The 17,622-nt window shown below is 38.7% G+C and carries 17 protein-coding genes; 10 read left to right on the forward strand and 7 right to left on the reverse strand.

What is annotated here, in order from left to right:
* Positions 1-45 precede the first annotated feature (45 nt).
* The 5 genes from ACJVDK_RS12430 to ACJVDK_RS12450 form a co-directional block, all read right to left on the reverse strand.
* Positions 46-264, reverse strand: a complete 219-nt coding sequence (locus ACJVDK_RS12430) for a PLD nuclease N-terminal domain-containing protein (RefSeq protein ID WP_443936984.1) — start codon at positions 262-264, stop codon at positions 46-48.
* 10 nt (positions 265-274) lie between these two features.
* Entirely contained in the window at positions 275-2,032 is a 1,758-nt protein-coding gene (locus ACJVDK_RS12435; protein ID WP_443936985.1) for an ABC transporter ATP-binding protein, read from the reverse strand.
* Between the two features lie 109 nt (positions 2,033-2,141).
* On the reverse strand, positions 2,142-3,398 hold the full coding sequence (locus ACJVDK_RS12440; RefSeq protein WP_443936986.1) for an OprO/OprP family phosphate-selective porin: 1,257 nt from the start codon (positions 3,396-3,398) through the stop codon (positions 2,142-2,144).
* 159 nt (positions 3,399-3,557) lie between these two features.
* On the reverse strand, positions 3,558-4,874 hold the full coding sequence (locus ACJVDK_RS12445) for an amidohydrolase family protein (protein WP_443936987.1): 1,317 nt from the start codon (positions 4,872-4,874) through the stop codon (positions 3,558-3,560).
* Positions 4,864-7,881 carry an amidohydrolase family protein gene (locus ACJVDK_RS12450; protein ID WP_443936988.1) on the reverse strand — a complete coding sequence of 1,006 codons (3,018 nt, stop codon included), beginning with the start codon at positions 7,879-7,881 and terminating at the stop codon, positions 4,864-4,866. The genes ACJVDK_RS12445 and ACJVDK_RS12450 overlap by 11 nt, the downstream gene beginning before the upstream one ends.
* 112 nt (positions 7,882-7,993) lie before the next feature.
* On the opposite strand from ACJVDK_RS12450, the gene ACJVDK_RS12455 reads away from it, so the two are divergent.
* The 4 genes from ACJVDK_RS12455 (at position 7,994) to trpC (ending at position 11,624) form a co-directional block, all read left to right on the forward strand.
* Positions 7,994-8,440 (forward strand): cytochrome B, encoded by a 447-nt coding sequence (locus tag ACJVDK_RS12455; RefSeq protein WP_443936989.1) that lies wholly within the window; start codon positions 7,994-7,996, stop codon positions 8,438-8,440.
* Between the two features lie 346 nt (positions 8,441-8,786).
* A complete protein-coding gene (locus tag ACJVDK_RS12460) occupies positions 8,787-10,184 on the forward strand; it encodes an anthranilate synthase component I family protein (protein ID WP_443936990.1) in 1,398 nt (465 codons plus the stop codon).
* A gap of 16 nt (positions 10,185-10,200) precedes the next feature.
* Positions 10,201-10,785, forward strand: a complete 585-nt coding sequence (locus ACJVDK_RS12465; protein ID WP_443936991.1) for an anthranilate synthase component II — start codon at positions 10,201-10,203, stop codon at positions 10,783-10,785.
* A gap of 17 nt (positions 10,786-10,802) precedes the next feature.
* A complete protein-coding gene (trpC, locus tag ACJVDK_RS12470; protein ID WP_443936992.1) occupies positions 10,803-11,624 on the forward strand; it encodes an indole-3-glycerol phosphate synthase TrpC in 822 nt (273 codons plus the stop codon).
* A 2-nt stretch (positions 11,625-11,626) separates the two neighbouring features.
* Here the strand turns inward: trpC and ACJVDK_RS12475 are convergent, their stop codons facing one another.
* Entirely contained in the window at positions 11,627-11,995 is a 369-nt protein-coding gene (locus ACJVDK_RS12475) for a YccF domain-containing protein (protein WP_443936993.1), read from the reverse strand.
* A 199-nt stretch (positions 11,996-12,194) separates the two neighbouring features.
* Here ACJVDK_RS12475 and hflX point away from each other — a divergent pair, with 199 nt between their 5' ends.
* The 6 genes from hflX to ACJVDK_RS12505 all read left to right on the forward strand — a co-directional run bounded on the left by hflX (position 12,195) and on the right by ACJVDK_RS12505 (position 16,992).
* Positions 12,195-13,382: a GTPase HflX gene (gene hflX, locus ACJVDK_RS12480; RefSeq protein ID WP_443936994.1), complete on the forward strand. Its 1,188-nt coding sequence runs from the start codon at positions 12,195-12,197 to the stop codon at positions 13,380-13,382.
* A 23-nt stretch (positions 13,383-13,405) separates the two neighbouring features.
* Positions 13,406-14,515, forward strand: coding sequence for an alginate lyase family protein (locus tag ACJVDK_RS12485; RefSeq protein WP_443936995.1), 1,110 nt, complete (start codon positions 13,406-13,408; stop codon positions 14,513-14,515).
* A 52-nt stretch (positions 14,516-14,567) separates the two neighbouring features.
* Positions 14,568-14,945: a 30S ribosome-binding factor RbfA gene (gene rbfA, locus ACJVDK_RS12490; RefSeq protein WP_443936996.1), complete on the forward strand. Its 378-nt coding sequence runs from the start codon at positions 14,568-14,570 to the stop codon at positions 14,943-14,945.
* Positions 14,946-14,948: 3 nt separating this feature from the next.
* On the forward strand, positions 14,949-15,578 hold the full coding sequence (trhA, locus tag ACJVDK_RS12495; RefSeq protein WP_443936997.1) for a PAQR family membrane homeostasis protein TrhA: 630 nt from the start codon (positions 14,949-14,951) through the stop codon (positions 15,576-15,578).
* Positions 15,579-16,265 carry a peptidoglycan DD-metalloendopeptidase family protein gene (locus ACJVDK_RS12500; protein ID WP_443936998.1) on the forward strand — a complete coding sequence of 229 codons (687 nt, stop codon included), beginning with the start codon at positions 15,579-15,581 and terminating at the stop codon, positions 16,263-16,265. It abuts the gene before it with no gap.
* A gap of 73 nt (positions 16,266-16,338) precedes the next feature.
* The gene (locus ACJVDK_RS12505; protein ID WP_443936999.1) at positions 16,339-16,992 is read left to right on the forward strand and encodes an energy transducer TonB; all 654 of its coding nucleotides are present in this window, start codon (positions 16,339-16,341) and stop codon (positions 16,990-16,992) included.
* 75 nt (positions 16,993-17,067) lie between these two features.
* Here the strand turns inward: ACJVDK_RS12505 and ACJVDK_RS12510 are convergent, their stop codons facing one another.
* Positions 17,068-17,622 (reverse strand): NUDIX domain-containing protein, encoded by a 555-nt coding sequence (locus ACJVDK_RS12510; protein ID WP_443937000.1) that lies wholly within the window; start codon positions 17,620-17,622, stop codon positions 17,068-17,070.

The following is a 17,622-nucleotide window of genomic DNA, read 5'->3' on the forward strand; positions in this document are numbered from 1 at the left end:
GACCGAAGCCCAGTAAAGCGCTTCTGGCCTTGCTTTTCAAATAGATTAAAATCGTTTGTTTTTACCCCAAAACAAATACACCAAAGCACCCGCAATTGGTGCGGCACAAACAATCATAAACCATAATATTTTAACGCTTCCGTTGGTTTTGGTGTCGCGTACAATATGATAAATGGCAATAAGCGCAGCCGCTAGCCACACAGATGCAACTAGCAGCACAAAAATTGACGCATTTTTGGGGTCAGACGTTATAACTGAAAGCATAACATTTATTTTAAATTTCTTCTGCAATACGTTCGCCAATCTGCTGACGCCACATGGCTTGGTATAACCCGTTTTGAGCAATTAATTCATCATGTTTTCCGTGCTCAATAATGTGTCCTTTCTCTAAAACAAAAATTACATCGGCATGCTTAATGGTCGATAGACGATGCGCAATTAAAATGGTAATGCGGTCGGTTAAATCGGAAACGCTGCGAATGGTTTTGGTAATTTCTTCTTCGGTAATGGAATCGAGTGCAGAGGTTGCCTCATCAAACACCAAAATATCGGGCTGACGGAGCAAAGCACGTGCAATGGATAAACGTTGTTTTTCGCCACCAGACACTTTCACTCCACCTTCTCCAATTAAGGAGTCTAAGCCTTTGTCTGCACGATCTAATAGGCTTTTGCAGGCTGCCTGATTTAGCACACGGTAACACTCTTCGTCGGTCGCACTTGGATTTACAAAGAGTAAATTCTCACGAATGGTTCCAGAAAAAAGTTGGGTATCTTGTGTTACAAAACCAATTTTCTCGCGCAATTCATCCAAATCTATGGCCGAGCTGGCAATTCCATTGTATAAAATCTCTCCTTCTTTAGGTTGATACAAACCAACTAAAAGCTTTACCAAAGTAGTTTTTCCAGAACCTGAAGGTCCTACAAAGGCAATTGTTTGTCCGCTTTTTGTGGTAAATGTAATGTTTTCGATCGCGTTTCTGTTAGCGGTTTGGTGTTTAAAGCCAACATTATCGAAGGTTAAATGGTTTACCTTTTGTATTACAGCAGGCTTTAAAGGTTTTTCGTCTATTGGAGTGGCCAAAATGCGTTTAAAGTTTCCTAACGAAACTTCTGCTTCGCGCCAGGCCAATATAACGTTTCCAAGTTCTTGAAGCGGATTGAACAAGAAAAACGAATAAAATAAAAAAGAGAAATACTGTCCTGGAGAAATGGTGTTATCGAAAATTAAGAGCAACAAGACCACAATCATCGAGCTGCGCACCAAGTTTACCGTGGTACCTTGCATAAAACTCATGCTCCGTACGTATTTAACTTTCTTAAGCTCGAGGTCTAAAATTTTATAGGTTGTTTTATTTAAGCGTTCAATTTCTTGATCGGCAAGGCCTAAACTTTTAACCAATTCGATATTGCGCAACGACTCTGTAGTAGAGCCTGCCAAGGCTGTTGTTTGGCCAATAATAGACCGTTGAATCGTTTTTATTTTCCTGCTTAAAAACCAGCTTACAAAGCTAATAACTGGAATAGCCGCAAAATAAACGAGCGTTACTTTGTAACTGATGGAAACGGAGTAAACAATTACAAAAATAATCCCTACCAAACTCACAAAAAGTACACTGATGAAAGCGGTGATAAACTTTTCGGAATCGAGACGGACTTTTTGCAAAATGCCCAATGTTTCTCCGCTACGCTGATCTTCAAACACTTGATAAGGCAATTTTAACGAGTGTTGCAATCCGTCTGCATACATTTTGGCGCCAACTTTTTGAACAATTACACTGGTAAAATAATCTTGAAAGTTTTTAGCAATACGCGATACCATGGCGGCACCTACCGCTAAACCGATAAAACCCAATGCACCCCAAATGTAGGTGCTTCTATCTGGAAAAGAGGCTCTTTTGTTGATATATAAATCTAAAATTTTACCGGTAAAATAAGGGTCCATTAAAGAAAAACCAATATTTATCCCGGCCAAAACCAAGGCAAATACTACGGTCCATTTATGTTGTTGCAAGTACGCAAGTAATACGTTCATCGTTGAATTTCTATTTTATACAAAAATAACAAAGAGGATGGATTAATATTCCATCCTCTTTTAATATGACTTTTAAGTAAGATTGAGTTGATAAATGGTTAAACCAAGCTTAATAAACCCATTGTAATCTAACTTGCAACGAATTGGTTACGCCCTGATGATGATTTTGCGTTAAAGTACTAAAACCATAACCCGTTGTAATACGCCAATATTGTGTAGCCCACCAGTTAAGCCCGAAGTAAAACTTGCTTAATTTACCTCCATCTATTGCTCCTGATTCTAAATCGAGATTAGAGTAGCGACCTACAATCTCCCAAGCACCACCTTTTCCTGTTGGTTTAATCCGTCGGGCGTAGGCAGCCTTTTTATCGTAAGGGCGTTGCTCTCCACTAATAACATAACTTCCTGTAATGTAATAACCCCCAAAATTTTCTACGCCAGTAGGGGTATAAGCTCTACTCAACACGTATTCGCCCAAGAGAGAAAAATTCTTATGGTTGTATAAGGTTTCAAAACCAACGTTCCATTGCTTACTTCCTGTAAAATTCTTTGTATCTACGTAATTTGACGTGATGTTCGATTCGTTTTTCCCTTTGTAACGTATTGTATTATTTTGGGCCTCAAGATAACGAGTACTAATGCCTAAATGTACAAATTCATTGTTAACCTCATCGTTTAAAGGTAAACCCGTAATTCTGGCGGTAAAAGAGTTGGCACCACCACTAACGCTCGTATCGGTTGCAAGAAAGTTATTAAAATATCCCGCAGCAAGCGTCATTCGCTCGTTGAAAATTGTCTTCCCCCATTTCACCCCTGTGTTTCTGGAAACAAAAAACGGACTTAAAATACGTTCGGTTTGTGGTAAATTAGCAGCATCTCCCACCATTTCATATACAAAGGTTTCTTTCATCTTCCCTACGGAAAAATCACCAATTTTTCCTGCAGGAATTACAAACATGATATCAGTAAAACCAAATGGCTTGTCGTCTTCTCCACGGTCTAAACCTTTATACTCTAAACTGATTAAATATGTCCATGGATTTTTAAAAAATATTTTACCACGGGTCATTAATCGTGCGCTGCGAATATCTAAACGATTTTCTTGCACGCCAACCTGTTGTTTACTCGTTTCATCTTGAAAAAAAGCATTGTAATCCAAAATTGGAACAAAGCCAATTTGCATTGAAAAAAGCTTGTTGCTAAAGTTTGTCCACTTCATTTTTTTTACCTCAGGCAAAAAATAAGTCTTGTTTGTATCGGCCAACAACTTTGTTTGTGTCGAATCGACCAAATTGGTGTTTTGTGCAAACACCCGGGAACATGTAAAACAGAAAAATACCAGTACAATAAGAGCAACTGTTTTCATAGGTAACGAATATTGTTTATTATAAACTTATCTTAAAATTAGGTATTCTATTTCAAAATTATGTTTCACATTTTCAGAATGTTGTATTTATTTCTAATAAGTATCAAAAAAAAGCTTCACTGAAAAATTCCAGTGAAGCTTTTATCGATTATTTTCAGCTTACTTTTTTTCGGATGAGTATTTCTCACTAAACTTTTTATCTAATTGCTTGTGCAAGTTATCTAAATTAATGTCTCTTCCTTGAATATAAGCTTTTTCAACTTTATTGGTTAACATATCTAAGGCATCGCCGGTAGAAATAAAGAACGTTGCATCTTTCCCTATTTCCAAACTTCCGGTCGTTTTATCAACCCCCATTACTTTCGCCGCATTTAAGGTGATGGTAGATAGTGCTTTTTCTTTATCTAAGCCCCAAGTAGCTACCGTACCGGCCATAAATGGTAAATTACGCTGTTGCCAATACCCTTCGATACTCAAAACCACATTTAAGCCCGAATTGGCTAATATCGCTGCATTTTTATACGGCATATTCACATCGTCATCGTTATTATTTGGAAGCGCATGCGGTTGTTTAACTACTAAACTGATGTTATTTTCTTTTAAAAAATCGATAATCAAATAGGCTTCATCTGCTCCGGTTATCACGGGCGTAATGCCGAATTTCTTAGCAAAATTAACTGCTGCCACCATATCCTTTTGACTTTCTGCTGCGATGAATAGCTTCTCTTCACCGGTAAACACACGTTTCATAGCTTCAAAACGTGTATTGATAACTTCCGGCTTGCTCAATTCTGCATAGGCCTTTGCCTCGGCAAAAAAAGATGTCAATTGCGCAATTGCCGATTGGGTTCTTTCTGTTAACGCTTCAGCTGATACTTGTGGTCTTCCGCCTCCAAATCCTCTAAAACGAGGAGTTACCGGCCAAGTCATATGCATGGCATCGTCTTTACGAAGAACAGCATCTTCCCAATTCCAAGCATCCAACTGCACTACAGATGAGCTTCCAGAAATAGCACCTCCTTGTGGGGTTGGTTGCGCCATTAGCACACCATTACTACGCAAAGTAGCCTGCACTTTCGAATCGGTATTGTAGGCCACGATAGAACGGATATGCGCATTATAGGTTCCAATTTCTTCGTAATCGAGGGTGGCTTTTACCGCTTCTATTTCGGCTAAACCTAAGTTAGTGGTTGCAGCAATTAAACCCGGATAAATGTGTTTTCCGTTGGCTTTAATTTGAATCACATCGTCTTGTGGCACTTGGCCATTTGCGCGCAGCGATACAATTTTCCCGTTGCTAAAAAACAATGTTCCATTTTCAATAATGGTTCCATTCCCCACGTGAATGGTTGCTCCGGTAATGGCTATTGCTTTACTTTGTTTCTTTGCCGGCGATATATTGGCTTGGGCAAAACACATCAGACTTGATGCTGATAGAACCAGACTGAATACCTGTGCTTTTATATTAGTGTACATGTTCTTTTTCATTTAATTCTGCCGAATAATTATCTAAGGTTTCGCAATTGTAAAGGCGAGGAGCCGTACCCGTAGGACGTTGTGTACGACCTCCCGTGTTTTTGCTTTCTAACATTTTTTGAATTAAACGAGCCTTTTCAACTTGTTGTTTTTTAATCACTTCCGCATCGCGTTCGATATCCCAATAAGCCACTCCGTCTACAAAGGTCTTCTCTGCTTTTGCGTAGATAGACAATGGATTTGCCGACCAAACAACTACGTCTGCATCTTTGCCAGCCTTTAGGCTTCCTACCTTATCATCAATGTGAAGCATTTTTGCGGGATTTAAGGTTACAAACTTAAAGGCTTCTTCTTCTGGTACACCTCCGTAAAGAACTGCCTTACCAGCTTCTTGATTTAAGTGCCGTGCCATTTCAGCATCATCTGAGTTAAAAGCAGTGGTTATCCCCACATTGTGCATAATTTTTCCGTTGTACGGGATAGCTTCAGCAACCTCATTTTTATATGCCCACCAATCAGAAAAAGTAGAGCCGGCAATGCCATGTGCCTTCATTTTATCGGCTACTTTATAGCCTTCCAAAATATGGGTAAACGTGTTAATCTTAAAGCCCATGCTATCCGCTGCGTGAATTAACATGTTTATCTCACTTTGAACATATGAGTGGCATGTTATGAAACGCTTGTTATTTAAAATTTCTACAATGGCATCCAATTCTAAATCTCTACGTACGTTGTTTCCTTTTACTGATAACGCTTTTTGATATTCCTTTGCACGGGTAAATTCATCAATATAAGTTTGCTCAACCCCCATGCGTGTTACTGGAAAACGTTGACCGGTTCCGAAATTACTTTGCTTTACATTTTCGCCTAATGCAAATTTGATAAAACCGTCAGACCCCGCAAATTTCAATTCTTCTGCCGATTTACCCCAGCGTAGTTTAATCAACTGCGTTTGTCCTCCAATTGGATTTGCCGAACCGTGTAAAATATGAGAAGTTGTAACTCCTCCCGCTAACTGGCGATAAATATTGACATCCTCCGGATTGATAACATCAGCCATGCGAACTTCAGAAGATACCGATTGCGCTCCTTCGTTAATACCATTTGCGGCGATGTGTGAATGTTCATCGATAATTCCCGTTGTAATATGCTTACCAGTTGCATCAATTACTTTTGCGCCTGAGGCTGATAAATTCTTTCCAACTGCTTTTATTTTTCCGTTTTCCAATAATACATCGGCATTAAGCAAAATACCTTCTTTTTCGTTGGTCCAAACGGTTCCATTCTTTAGTAAAACTGTTTCTTGCTTCGGCAATTCAGTTGTTCCAAACGCTCCAAATGGGTACACTACAGTTCCCATGGCCAAAGCTGTTTTTGGTTCTTCTTTTTTCGAAGCATCCTTAGCTGCTTCTCTAAAGGTAGCGCTAAATTTCCCGATAGAACCATCCGCCAGAGCTGATTCTCCTTTGATTGTTATCGGATTAGTTGCTGTTAAATATCCGCTTAGACGAACATCGCCTTTTGGGTTTTTCTTCAGATTAAAGTTTATGCTTATCCAATCTCCATTTCGAGTAAATGAAGCAGTTGTTTTAATGCTATCTACGCCAACTCTTTCAATCGCCGCTGCCGATCCACCGCCCGCTCCTGTAATTTTTAAGGTTAACGGACCAACGCCATCTACGGTTAAATTGTAAACTCCACGCACATCGCTTAGCTCCCATTTGTTCACCACATAACGCGAACCTTGTACCCAGTTTTCGAAAATAATATTCTCTTTTGTGAATAAGTTATCCGAAGAGATTAAGAAGTTAGCTAACTTACCTTTTTCAATAGAGCCCACTTTATCGGCAATGCCCAATATATTTGCAGGAATCTCGGTAACGGCCTGTAAAGCTTGTTTTTCAGTCAATCCGTTTTCCATCGCTGTGCGAAGATTTGCCCAAAAATCGCGACTATTGTCTAAACCAAATGCCGTTAAGGCAAATGGAATACCTGCCTTTTCTAAGGCTGCAGCATTTGTTGGCGCCAGTTCCCAAGCTTTCATTTGTGCCAAGGTTAGGCTTCTGGCTTCTGCTGGATCTTCCACATCATACGCCTTTGGATATACCAATGGGATAATTAATGTAGCACCTGTTGCTTTCACTTCATTGATGCGTTGATACTCATCGCCTGAAGATTTAATGATGTATTTTTTACCAAATTCCTTTGCGATTTTATCCGCACGAAGAATGTTCTGCCAACCATCTACCTCAAAAATCTGCGGTATAGCTTGCTCTTTACCAAATTCTTCCAAAGAAATATTATACTCATCCTTTTGCTTACCATACCACATCCAATCGTAATAGGTTTGGCGCAACAGCGCGATAGAACCCATTAATGAGGTAGGGTAATCGTTTTGAGAAGAACCTTTGTTAAAAGAATAGTTAGCAGCTGTTTGGTCTTTTATAAATACGGTATTGTCTGCTGCTTCATTTAAGGTTACAGCAGCCGAAGTTCCCCGGGCAATGCCATCTCGATTAATCACATTAACACTTCCAAAACCAACTTTACGCAATTCTTCCGCTTTTTTACTATCCACCGTAAAAATGGTTTTTACTTGCGTTTCAGGGCGAATGGCCTCATTCCATCCATAAGCACCTTTTTTTGTCGATACAAAAATAGACTGACGCCCTCCTCCGCCACCGCGAGTAGCACCTGCAACTTCCGGTAGCCCGTAGCTTGTAAAAGGATCTATTAATGAGGGATAAATATATTTTCCTTTTAAATCGATTACCACGTATCCTTTGGGTATGGATAGGCCAGCACCCACAGCTTCAATCGTTTTTCCTTTAATTAAAAGTGTGCCATTTGTAATGGTTTGATTGGCTTTCACCACAATAGTTGCGTTCTTAAAAGCATACATACCCGGCCTTACATCGAAAGAGCCGTTAACCGGAAATGTGTTTTGTTGCGAAAAAGCACCAACTGCAGAAAATACCAACCCAAAGGCAAGTAAAATTTTCTTCATATTTTTGTTTAGGGTTTAGTTTTGTTTAAAACTAATATAAATTAATCGCTGTTTTGCTTATTAACCTATTTTTTACAATTAATCCCTATTTTTGAGGAATAGAAAATAAATTATGAACGAAATTTTAAAAAGTGCGCACTCTGGATGGCGCTATGTTGTTTTAGTTTTATTAATTCTTGCCTTTGTAAATGCATTATCGGGTTGGCTTGGAAAAAAACCATACACAGATGGTAACCGAAAACTAAACTTATTTACCTTAATTTCTGCGCACATTCAATTATTAATTGGTTTAGTGCTGTATTTTTCAGAAGGTTGGTATAGTTTAAGCAGCAAAGGTGCGCCGGCTGTTCGCTATTTTAAAATGGAGCACATTAGCATGATGATCATTGCCATTGTGTTAATTACAATTGGTAATTCAAAATCGAAAAAAGTAGCCGACGCTATTGCGAAACACCGTAACATCGCTATTTTCTTTGGCATGGCCTTGCTTATTATTATCGTTACAATCTTTTTAATGGTTAAAGAAGTTCCAGGAAGAACATTCTTTGGAATATCTTAATTCATACATAAAAGGTACAGTTTCTATATAATTTACAACTGTACCTTTTATTTTTTCTATTGTTTTTCAAATAAAAAGTGAAGAAAATTTTCATTTTTCAAAATTCTTTCTATTTTTGTTTTCAATGATTCGCACAATACATACATGGCTTTGGCAAGGTAATTCAAAAATGAGTTGCGCCGGCTGCGTATGAAAAAATATTTTTTATAGAACCTAAACCTTAAAAAGAACCATTAAAGCCCGGCGTAGAACCACACGCCGGGCTTTTTTTATGTAAAAAAATTAATAAAAACACTAAATCGAGTTAAAGCAAATAGCCAAACTCCTAAATGAAAAACAACGTAAAATGTATAAAATCAATACGAAATACAAAAAACTCCTTGCCGACACGACTACCCCGGTTAGCATCTATTTACGCTTACGCGATGTTTACCCAAACAGTATTTTATTAGAAAGCTCCGATTATCATAGCAGAGAGAACTCCATGAGTTTTGTTTGTGCCGAACCAATTGCTGGAATTATTTTAAAAGGCAGTAGGCTGGAGACATATTTCCCAGATGGTACTGCAGAAATAAAAGAGAGTGAAGACTTAACTGAAGAAATCACTGCATTTAAACATCGCTTTAAAACGATGGAAATTCCGGAAATTAAGTTTATTTCTAGCGGGCTTTTTGGATACTTCACCTGGAATGCCGTTCAACATTTCGAAGACATTACTTTTTTTTCAAAAACCCCAGAGGGCGAAGAAATTCCTGAAATGCAATACCATCTTTATCGCTATATTATTGCCATCGATCACTTCAAAAATGAAATAACACTTTTCAAAAACACCTTTGAAGGCGAAGAAGAAAATGGTTTAGATAAAATAGAATACCTTATTCAAAATAAAAACTATCCAGAATACAAATTTCAAACCACGGGTGAAGAGTCTTCAAATTTAACTGACCAAGGTTTTATGGATTTGGTTGAGAAACTTCAAACGCACATTTATCGCGGAGATGTTTTTCAAATTGTCCCTTCTAGAGCCTTTAAGCAAGGTTTTACCGGCGACGAATTCAACGTTTATCGTTGCCTACGCTCGATTAACCCATCTCCTTATCTCTTTTATTTCGATTACGGGAATTTCAAACTTTTTGGCTCATCGCCTGAAGCGCAAATTACCATTAAAAATAACAGCGCCAACATTTTCCCAATCGCCGGTACTTTTAAGCGGAGCGGCAACGATGTGGAAGATGCAGAGCAAGCACGCAAACTAGAACAAGACCCAAAAGAGAGTGCAGAACACGTAATGTTGGTAGATTTAGCCCGCAACGATTTGAGCCGCCATTGCAACCGCGTGGAGGTAAAATCGTTTAAAGAAGTGCAATATTATTCTCATTTAATTCACTTAGTAAGCAAGGTTAGCGGTCATTTACAACAAGATGTTACTGCTTTTAAAGTTGTTGCCGATACCTATCCAGCAGGTACTTTAAGTGGTGCACCAAAATACAAAGCCATGCAATTAATCGACGAAAACGAAAAACTGGGCCGTAATTTTTATGCAGGAGCAATAGGCTTTATGGGTTTCAACGAAGATTTTAACCATGCCATTATGATTCGAACATTCATGAGTAAAAACAACGAACTGCATTATCGTGCAGGAGCTGGCATTGTTGCCGATTCAGTTCCAGAAACTGAAATGCAAGAAGTGAATAATAAAATAGCTGCCCTACGCAAAGCGATTAGCATGGCAGAACAAATTTAAAAGAGGCTTTAAGAAAATGGAAAATACAACAAAAAAAACCGTTTTGGTAATTGATAATTACGATAGTTTTACCTATAATCTCGTTCATTTAATCAATGAAGTTGGATACGAAGCAGTTGTTTGGAGAAATGATAAATTCAAATTAGAGGACGTAGCAGCCTACGATAAAATTTTGCTTTCGCCTGGTCCTGGAATCCCCGAAGAAGCGGGATTATTGCTCGACGTCATTAAAACCTATGCCGAAACCAAAAGCATTTTTGGCGTTTGTTTGGGTCAACAAGCTATTGCAGAAGTTTTTGGTGGTTCATTGTTGAACTTAGGTCGCCCTATGCATGGTATTTCTACTCCAGTTACCGTTACCGATGGCGATGAATTTCTGTTCTGGGAATGTCCGCAAACCATTAATGTAGGCCGTTATCACAGTTGGGTAGTAAGCAAAGACGGCTTTCCTTCGTGCTTAAAAATTACAGCAAGAGATCATAAAAACGAAATTATGGCCATTCGGCATGAATCGTTAGACGTGCGCGGCGTGCAGTTTCATCCAGAGAGTGTACTCACCGAATACGGCAAACAAATGATGGAAAATTGGTTAGAACATTAATTAAACAGCGTCCTAAAATGAGTTATTCAAACCAATCACAAGACATAAACACAGGCAGTTCAATTTTAGATAAAATTGTGCTTCGTAAAAAAGAAGAGGTAGCAGAGGCAAAAAAATTAGTATCCGTTTCCGATTTAGAAAAGGCAGCACATTTTAAACGCCAACCGCTCGCTTTTAATGACTTTTTACTGGACACAAACCGAACAGGGATTATTGCAGAATTTAAGCGAAAATCGCCTTCTAAAGGTCTTATCAACGGCAGTTCAAGTGTTGAAACCGTTACACAAGGCTACACAAATGGAGGAGCGTCGGCCCTTTCCGTATTAACAGATGTTGATTTTTTCGGCGGGAAACGCGAAGACTTAATTGCCGCACGCGCAGTTAATAACATTCCCATTTTGCGAAAGGATTTTATGATTGATGAGTATCAAATTCTCGAAGCAAAGGCTTGGGGTGCCGATATTATCTTGTTAATTGCCTCCATCTTAACCCCGCAGCAAATTTGCGATTTCGGTAAATTTGCACAAAATTTGGGTTTAAGCGTATTGTTAGAGGTTCACAATCAAGAAGAATTAGAAAGAAGCATTTGCCCACATTTAACAGCCATTGGCGTTAACAACCGAAATCTTGGAACCTTTACCGTTGATATTCAAACTTCGTTTGATTTGGTTAGCCATATCCCAGATGGTTTTTCAAAAATATCTGAAAGTGCAATTAGCAACGCTCAAACCATCAAAGAATTAAAATCAGCTGGTTTTAATGGCTTCTTGATAGGCGAAAACTTTATGAAAACCCCTCATCCGGATGAAGCATTTCGTCAGTTTGTTGCGCAATTGTAAGGCTAGCTGATTGACTTCCCGAAAGGAGTAAAGGCAAGATTCATCAATTTAAAATGTTGGCGTCCGAAAGGGATGCCAACAATGCTGATGCACAGTAAAACACCGAAAAACAAATGAGTTAACGCAATCCAAAAGCCGCCGCAAAAAATCCAAATAAGATTCATCACTGTAGACAAACAACCCGTATTGGATGAAGTATCGGTAATTTTTACGCCAAAAGGAGCTAATCCCACGATAGCAAACTTAAAACATTGAATACCGAAAGGAATCCCTACAATGGTTAAGCAGAGAATTAATCCTCCGATGAGGTACTCAAAAAAAATAAAAATTCCCCCAAAAACTACCCAAATAATATTGCCAAAAAAATTCATGCTTTCGTTTAAAGTGAGATGACAAATACCCCAAAATGTTACAAGCGTCTATTTTGAGAAAAAGCAAACAATTCTGCGCTTTAATTTTTAACTTAATAGCACAAACGAAAGCAATTGCGTTTCTGCCAAATTTATTACGATTCGCAGGCTGGTAAATCAAATTACTGCTTAGCAAATTTTGTATCTTTGTACGAATTACATGGGAAAACAAAAATTTTACGATACTGCTGTTAAGCAGGAGCGAGCCATTTTAGTAGGAGTAATTACTCCAGGTGTTAAAGATGAGCAAGCAAAAGAATATTTAGACGAATTAGCCTTTTTGGTTGAAACTGCTGGAGGAATAGTTGAAAAAAACTTTACCCAAAAAATGTTGAAACCTGAACGTGCTACTTTCGTGGGTACAGGAAAGCTGGAAGAGATTAAAGCGTATGTAAAATCGGAAGAAATTGACACCGTCATTTTCGATGATGAATTATCGCCTTCGCAATTGCGCAACATTGAGCGTGAGCTAGGTGTTAAAATTTTAGATAGGAGCAACTTAATTTTAGATATTTTCGCCAATCGTGCTCAAACGGCACAAGCAAAAACCCAAGTAGAGCTGGCTCAATTACAGTATTTGCTACCGCGATTAACGGGTATGTGGACACACTTAGAGCGTCAAAAAGGGGGGATTGGGATGCGTGGACCCGGTGAAACGCAAATTGAAAGCGATAGAAGGATTATTTTAACCAAAATCTCCCTGCTGAAAGAACGGTTAAGACAAATCGATAAGCAAAATGAAACGCAACGTAAAAACCGTGGACAGCTTATCCGCGTTGCTTTGGTAGGCTATACCAACGTAGGGAAATCGACTATCATGAACATGCTATCGAAATCGGAAGTTTTTGCGGAAAATAAATTGTTTGCCACTTTAGATACTACCGTTCGGAAGGTTGTGATTGAAAACTTACCCTTTTTATTATCCGATACGGTTGGATTTATCCGAAAATTACCGCATCATCTTGTTGAGTGTTTCAAATCAACCTTAGATGAAGTGCGCGAAGCAGATATATTAATTCACGTAGTGGACGTATCGCATCCAAATTTCGAAGATCAGATTCACATTGTGAATGAAACGTTAAAAGATATTGGTGCCATTGATAAAGACATGATTTTAGTTTTCAATAAAATTGATGCCTACATTTTACCAGAAGTTGATCGTGAAGACGATGATGGCAAACTGAGCCTTGAGGAATTTAAAAACAGTTGGATGAGTCATCATAAAGTACCTGTTTTATTTATTTCAGCTACGCAAAAAGAAAACATAGAAGAATTTAAATCGTTGTTATATACTAAAGTAAGAGCCGTTCATACCGCGCGTTATCCGTACGACAACCTCCTGTATTAAATCCCTAATTATCCTTATATCTCATGATAAAAAAAATAGCGCTAACAACACTTATCGCACTGCTTGCACGGGCATCTGAGGCGCAAATTGTTAGTTTAAATACACAAGAGTTACGCACTGTATCCGCCCTAATTAAAACCAACGCGGATGCCCGTTTTTGTACCGATACCTTAATAAACCGTACAGACACTTATCTAAAAGACTCCCCAAATCCGGCCGACACCATTTTAACTGAGGGGATTTTAAAAGGCGATCCACGCAAAGTTAAAACTTGGAAACAGCTAGAAGACATGCAAAAAGTTTACAGCTTTGCGCTGGCCTTTAAAATGACAAATAAAAAAAAATACCTGCAAGCAGCGAATGATTTTATTTTAGCTTGGGCCAGCAGAAACCAGCCTCAAGGTAACCCTATAAACGACACCAACCTTGATAAAATTATTTTCTCCATTGATCTCTTAAAAGCAGATTTGCCCACAAAAACGGTAGAAACAGCAAACGCTTGGCTGCTAAAAGTTGCCGAAGCTGAAACAAAGAGATACCCCTATATTGACAACGATACAAACCCACGAACCCGGCCTATAAACAACTGGCACTCGCACCGCATAAAAATTGTTGCTGAAGTTGCTTTTACCATCGAAAATGAATCCTTAAAAGAATGGGTGCGCAAACAATATGTTCGCCACATAGGTTTAAATTTAAATCCCGATGGGAGCAGTTTCGATTTTCATGAGCGAGATGCCCTGCATTATCATGTGTACGATTTGGAGCCGCTAATGGTAGCAGCGACAATATTGGCCAGAGACCCTGCATTCGACCAAAATCCTTACACATTGCAATCGGCAAATAAGAGCTCTTTAAAACGATCATTTGACTGGTTTTTACCCTATTACACAGGCAAAAAAACACATCAAGAATTTGTTCATTCGAAACAAAAATTTGATAGAGATCGTGCCAAAAATGGCGAAAAAGGATATCAAATCGGGCATATCTTTAATGCCAATGAGGCAGATGGTTTAATTCAAAAAACAGCTTACTTTGATGCTGATTTACTTTATGTGTATCAAGAAAAAGCAAAAACGAAGAAAGAATACCCACATATTCAATTTATACTAAATAAAGCAAAGCAGAAATAATTACGTAAATTTGAAAAATTATACCAGTATTTCTGAAGGGAGTTAAATTATTATGGAAAGTAAACGTCAGCAAAAATTTGCAGGAGTACTACAAGAAGAGTTAGCACAGATCTTTCAACGTGAAGGTGCTTCATTTTTACCAAACACACTGGTAACCATTACACGTGTTCGGGTATCGCCCGATTTGGCTGTCGCAAAAGTATATCTAAGCTTTTTCAACACTCAAAACACCACACTTTCAATTAACACGGTTAATGCACATGCAGGCGAAATCAGATATAAGTTAGGTGCACGCATTCGTCATCAAGCACGCGTAGTTCCTGAACTTACGTTCTTTGTAGACGACACCAACGAATACGTGGAGCGAATGGATAGCATATTCGAAAAAATTGCTAAAGAACCACGACAAAAAGACGAAGAAAGTGAGTAATTCGTGAGAAAACTGCGCGAACCAGTTAACAGCTTAACACATTTTATCCCTGCCCTAATTGCTATACCGGCAGGGTATTTTTTGTTGCAAAAATGCCATACTCCTTTACAATTTACTGCAGCATGGATTTATTGCACTGCAACGTTCCTTCTTTTTGCAATCAGCGCAACATACCACGGTTATCCCATCAGCGAGTACGGGATTCGTTTTTGGCAAAAATGCGATCATTGCTGTATCTACCTCATGATTGCTGGCTCATATACGCCTACTGCTTTATTGGTGTTTGATGGATGGTTAAAGTGGGCTCTATTTACGATTGTGTGGCTCATTACGTTGGTGGGCTGTTTATTAAAAATCTTCAACAAACTGAAAAGCACAGCCATTTCGCTGAGTATTTATATCTTAACGGGTTGTTTGATTGTTCCTTTACTGAAGAAAATGACTGAAAATTTGCCTATGGGTGCTGTCATTTGGTTATTAGCTGGAGGAATTTGCTACATTGGAGGCACTTATTTTTACGCAAAGGATAAGCCGCTCATAAAAGGAATTCATAGCCACGAAATCTGGCATTTATTTGTCGTTGGAGGAGCCGTTTCGCATTATATTTACAATTATTTTTACATTTTTAATTAAATGATTGCTTTTAAAGATTTAATAGAGAAGCATGCTGTGTTCTTTCAAAAGGTTATTCGTTTTGAAGGTTCAAGCGATACCCTTTTACCATTAGATTTTACAGCAAACAATACCGAATTAACGCCTGAGCTCTTAGCGGATACCGATTTATTTTCCGATTGGGTAAAACAACAACTCGACCATGCTCAGGCGACCTATGGGATTGGTGGTTACAACGAACATCGAACCATTTACGCGCGCAGTATGCATTTTGATGCAGGAGAGGAACCTCGCAGGCTTCATTTAGGTGTCGACATTTGGGCCAATGCAGGCACACCTATTTACAATTTTTACGAGGGCAAGGTTCACAGTTTCGCTAACAATTCCAGTTCTGGCGACTATGGCGGAACCATCATCCTTCAATACCAACTAAACGGTCTTGAATTTTATGCCCTTTATGGTCACCTAAGCCTTGCCTCCTTCAATGGCTTACAAGAAGGTCAAAGCATTTCAGCCGGACAGCTCATTGGAACATTAGGCAAAAAGGAAGAAAATGGAAATTGGCCACCACACCTTCACTTTCAACTTATTTTGGATATGCAGGGTTTTAAAGGCGATTACCCTGGAGTTTGTAAATTCAGCGAACGAGAAAAATACCTCGCCAATTGTCCCGATCCAAATTTAATTCTAGCATCAACCTTTTGCTAGTTCAGAAAGTCCGTTAGACGAAAATAGTATGCCGATTTACGAATTTCCATACTTTAAAGTGTAAATTTGTTATATGAAAAGGCTGTACATCCTATGTTTCCTTTTAAGTTCTACGGTCGCTTTTGCCCAATTGCAATTTAAAAGCGGCAAAGATGGTTTTGAAAATTTTTTAAGAGAAAACACGCTTTATCCTAGCTATTCGAAACAAAACTGCATACAGGGAACTGTTAATATCCGGTTTAAATTAACGAAGGAAGGGAACGTTTATTCATCCAAAATAGCTCGGAGTGTTTTAAGCGAGTTAGATAAAGAAGCGCTTCGTCTGGTTCGTTTAAGCAGCGGAAAATGGGCTATTCCGAGCGGTTACGATACAACCGCCACCGTTGAAATACCCGTGAACTTTGTATTAAACGGCTTTAACTGCGAGAATAAAAACAAAGCAGAAATACAACAAGCCATTCGCTATTTCGAAACACAAGAAAACTTAACCAATTCCATTGCCAACTTTTATAAAAACATCGATTCTGCAAAACCTGGTCAGGAGGCCCAAATTATTGCCCTCAAAAATCAATTAGGAATTACGAATGAATATTTGGATGAAATAATCAGTCAAGGATTAAAAAAAATAGAACAAGGGGACTCCGAAGGAGCTTGTGAAAGTTTCACCTTTGTCAAAAATATGGGCAGCACCAAAGCCGATCAATACCTTACTCAATACTGTAAATAAAACGCCTAATCTATAAATTCTTTGCTCTTTTAAACGTATTGGTCATCCTGTTTTTAAGAAAGCATGATACACGTTTTATAGCAGGCCGTCTAACAGCATCAATTTTGCTTTTAAAACCGCAGCTACGGTAACAGAATCGGTTATTTCACCAGCCTTAACCATTTCATATACCTCTTGAAAAGGCACTTTTTTAACAATCAACTGTTCGGTTTCTTCAGGCATCGATGGCCCTTCGGTTAAGCCTGTTGCCACATAAATAATAGAAAGCTCATCGCTTACCGAATTAGAAAGATGCATGCGTTGAATCTCGAACCAATTTTCGGCCATTAAGCCTGTCTCTTCCAGCAATTCACGTTTAGCACTTTCCAATGGCTCAGCAGAAAAAGGGCCGCCACCTTCGGGAATTTCCCAAGAATAGGCATTTAACGCGTAGCGATATTGGCCGACGAGCCAAGTATTGTAAGCTTCATCGAGTGGCAGAACCCCAATGGCAAAATTCTTAAAGTGGACCGTTCCGTAAATGCCGGAACCACCCGAAGGGTTGATTATTTGATGTTCCGTTAATTTAATCCAATTGTTATCGTACTTAACCTCGCTGCTTAAGGTTTGCCAAGGGTTGATTTCTTCCAT

The organism is Pedobacter paludisoli, assembly GCF_052344095.1.
Taxonomy (GTDB): Bacteria; Bacteroidota; Bacteroidia; order Sphingobacteriales; family Sphingobacteriaceae; genus Pedobacter.

What these genes read in the sequence shown, in the direction of transcription:
- ACJVDK_RS12435 (WP_443936985.1), bottom strand. Translation starts at nt 2,032, where the DNA reads ATGAACGTATTACTTGCGTACTTGCAACAACATAAATGGACCGTAGTA.
- ACJVDK_RS12430 (WP_443936984.1), bottom strand. Translation starts at nt 264, where the DNA reads ATGCTTTCAGTTATAACGTCTGACCCCAAAAATGCGTCAATTTTTGTG.
- ACJVDK_RS12485 (WP_443936995.1), top strand. Translation starts at nt 13,406, where the DNA reads ATGATAAAAAAAATAGCGCTAACAACACTTATCGCACTGCTTGCACGG.
- ACJVDK_RS12475 (WP_443936993.1), bottom strand. Translation starts at nt 11,995, where the DNA reads ATGAATTTTTTTGGCAATATTATTTGGGTAGTTTTTGGGGGAATTTTT.
- ACJVDK_RS12445 (WP_443936987.1), bottom strand. Translation starts at nt 4,874, where the DNA reads ATGTACACTAATATAAAAGCACAGGTATTCAGTCTGGTTCTATCAGCA.
- ACJVDK_RS12465 (WP_443936991.1), top strand. Translation starts at nt 10,201, where the DNA reads ATGGAAAATACAACAAAAAAAACCGTTTTGGTAATTGATAATTACGAT.
- ACJVDK_RS12500 (WP_443936998.1), top strand. Translation starts at nt 15,579, where the DNA reads ATGATTGCTTTTAAAGATTTAATAGAGAAGCATGCTGTGTTCTTTCAA.
- ACJVDK_RS12460 (WP_443936990.1), top strand. Translation starts at nt 8,787, where the DNA reads ATGTATAAAATCAATACGAAATACAAAAAACTCCTTGCCGACACGACT.
- ACJVDK_RS12450 (WP_443936988.1), bottom strand. Translation starts at nt 7,881, where the DNA reads ATGAAGAAAATTTTACTTGCCTTTGGGTTGGTATTTTCTGCAGTTGGT.
- ACJVDK_RS12505 (WP_443936999.1), top strand. Translation starts at nt 16,339, where the DNA reads ATGAAAAGGCTGTACATCCTATGTTTCCTTTTAAGTTCTACGGTCGCT.
- trpC (WP_443936992.1), top strand. Translation starts at nt 10,803, where the DNA reads ATGAGTTATTCAAACCAATCACAAGACATAAACACAGGCAGTTCAATT.
- ACJVDK_RS12455 (WP_443936989.1), top strand. Translation starts at nt 7,994, where the DNA reads ATGAACGAAATTTTAAAAAGTGCGCACTCTGGATGGCGCTATGTTGTT.
- ACJVDK_RS12510 (WP_443937000.1), bottom strand. Translation starts at nt 17,622, where the DNA reads ATGGAAGAAATCAACCCTTGGCAAACCTTAAGCAGCGAGGTTAAGTAC.
- ACJVDK_RS12440 (WP_443936986.1), bottom strand. Translation starts at nt 3,398, where the DNA reads ATGAAAACAGTTGCTCTTATTGTACTGGTATTTTTCTGTTTTACATGT.
- hflX (WP_443936994.1), top strand. Translation starts at nt 12,195, where the DNA reads ATGGGAAAACAAAAATTTTACGATACTGCTGTTAAGCAGGAGCGAGCC.
- rbfA (WP_443936996.1), top strand. Translation starts at nt 14,568, where the DNA reads ATGGAAAGTAAACGTCAGCAAAAATTTGCAGGAGTACTACAAGAAGAG.